This is a genomic window from Aminobacter sp. P4_H6_2 (genome assembly GCF_056400805.1).
This window is the reverse complement of the sequence record NZ_JBFUKO010000816.1, coordinates 1-2,057: the sequence shown is the minus strand read 5'-3', so window position 1 is coordinate 2,057 and position 2,057 is coordinate 1. Positions and strand designations below refer to the sequence as shown.

Genomic DNA, 2,057 nt, shown 5'->3' with positions numbered 1-2,057 from the left:
GATGAGCGTTGGCGTCAATTATCTGCGTGAGCACGTGCCTGCTGACTCCCGCATGCACTATGCCGTGCTGGACTCTGGCGGGCGGGCACCCAATGTGGTTCAGGCCAAGGCGACGGTCAGATATTCGATCCGGGCCCCGAAACGGGTCGATATGTTGAAGCTGGTTGACCGTGTGAAGATGGTTGCAGCCGGCGCAGCGATGATGACTGAAACTCAGGTCACGTCGCAAATTGTGTCGGCTATGTCTGAAATTCTGGAGAATTCTCCTCTCAATAAACTCCTGCACCAACATATGGAGCACCTTGGTCCCACCGTCTTTGACGATGACGATCGTACGTACGCCGCAAGAATTCAGAAAACCTTGTCCAAGGAAGAAATCGAGACGGCCTACCTTATCGCTGGAGTGCCGGTGAGTGACGCGTCGATTTGTGATTTCATCGTGCCACTCGAGGCCAAAGTCGTTCCCATGCTTGGATCGAGCGATGTGGGCGATGTCAGTTGGGTTGTTCCCTTTGCCCAAGTGGGTTTTGCGACCCACGCGATTGGAACGCCGGGTCATACTTGGCAGATAACCGCGCAGGGCAAAGCCAAGGCAGCGCACAAGGGAATGGTCCAAGTGGCCAAAGTCCTGGCTGCAACCGCTGTCGAACTGATCGCCGAACCTGAAGCTTTATTGGCCGCAAAAGAGGAATTCGCCCGTCGCACTGCATCGGAATCCTATGCCTCCCCCTTACCGGAGAACGCAATTCCTTTGGTTCCATGAGTGGTGGGCGAGGACGTGGCGGCTCCAGCCGTGTTCTATCGCCTGCCCGGGCATACCAGGTGCCTCGGGCGCCTTGACGGCGTCGAGAAGGCGGACGTTATGGCCCCAGGGTAATAGTGCAATAACCCGTTGCACAAATTCGCCCTCGGGCAAGGCCTGGGTAGGCGCGCATGTATTTCAGGTTTCGGGCCGAGAGGCCCGTCATCTCGGGGAAGGCTCAGGATATCGTGGGCGATGCACATCAGATTGGCGAAAGGAACACCGAGAGCAGATTCTGAAGATGGTCAGGCCTGACAGGCTGAGACGCGCGAAAACCATCGTCGCAGCAACGGACGATGGTATTTTGAACGTCATCGCCGGACTCAGGAAGAAGGACCGAAGGTCCTATGACCGCCGCAAACCGAACCGGCCCGATACGACGTGTGCATCATCGCCGACCGTGTGGTCTCTCTATCAGGCGTCCTTGGCGGGTGGTGCAGCCGCATTGGGCTCCCTGATCCCGACCGATCGTGCGAACCCCGCGAACGCATTGCGCGCGCCGTCAACAGTTAATTACCCATCTCGCGCAGCATGGCATACACGTACAGCAGTTTTGTAGATCGGACCGCGCCTGCTTTCAGGCCATCTGGCAAGAAAGTCGGTCGCATCGGCAATGTTCGCAATTTCGCGAACGGCCTGACCACGGTCCTTCACGAATATCGAGCGGGAAAAGGCTTGGCGTATCAACACTTCCTTCATGGTCTTGGACCGTCTTGTGAGCAAGCGAGAACTGCCGCTTTTGGAGCGACCAGCTTTCAAAGAAATGGCGACAGCAGCTTTTTTGCTTCCAGGCTTCAAGGGGAGACTGTCCGTGACTCAGTCTTTCAACGGATCTTGAGCCAGTATCCCTTGCTCGCTGCAAAAGGATTGAAAGGCTTCTCTCGCCTCGTCGACTGAGATCGAACCATTGATCGCGGCCTGCATGGCGTTCTCGGCCAGATCGAAGAACGGATTGCGCTTGGCGCGGGGCCACGCTCCGAGAAATTCCATGGCGTCAGGGACTGATGCGATCTCGCGTCGCGGGAAGTCGTTCTCCTTGACCCATATGGYTGGTWTGAGTTCCATCRSYACCAACGCAYGTGCGGGGAGACGGTTGCATGAACGCACACCCTTGCTCTTTTCACGAAGCTCTCCCCGATGCCATTGAGGCAGGCAGAACAGGCACTGCTTGGCGCCAATGCCGTGCAAAACGGGGAGCAAGCGAATGGCGGCGAAATGACCGAGAGCAATCGTCCCGAACGGGACGCTCTCAGAT

At 57.1% G+C, this 2,057-nt stretch carries 3 protein-coding genes; 1 reads left to right on the top strand and 2 read right to left on the bottom strand.

The genetic code is table 11. The annotated features are described in order from the left end of the window. On the top strand, nucleotides 1–763 hold a 763-nt coding region (locus tag AC1DUU_RS30515; RefSeq protein ID WP_476787051.1), incomplete at its 5' end, for a zinc-binding metallopeptidase family protein. A 552-nt stretch (nucleotides 764–1,315) separates the two neighbouring features. Here AC1DUU_RS30515 and AC1DUU_RS30510 read toward each other — a convergent pair. Together AC1DUU_RS30510 and AC1DUU_RS30505 are read right to left on the bottom strand one after the other, a co-directional pair. Continuing rightward, entirely contained in the window at nucleotides 1,316–1,501 is a 186-nt protein-coding gene (locus tag AC1DUU_RS30510) for a DUF982 domain-containing protein (RefSeq protein ID WP_476787052.1), read from the bottom strand. Nucleotides 1,502–1,618: 117 nt separating this feature from the next. Further along, nucleotides 1,619–2,057, bottom strand: a 439-nt coding sequence (locus tag AC1DUU_RS30505) for a DUF982 domain-containing protein (RefSeq protein ID WP_476787050.1), incomplete at its 5' end; no start/stop codon positions are given.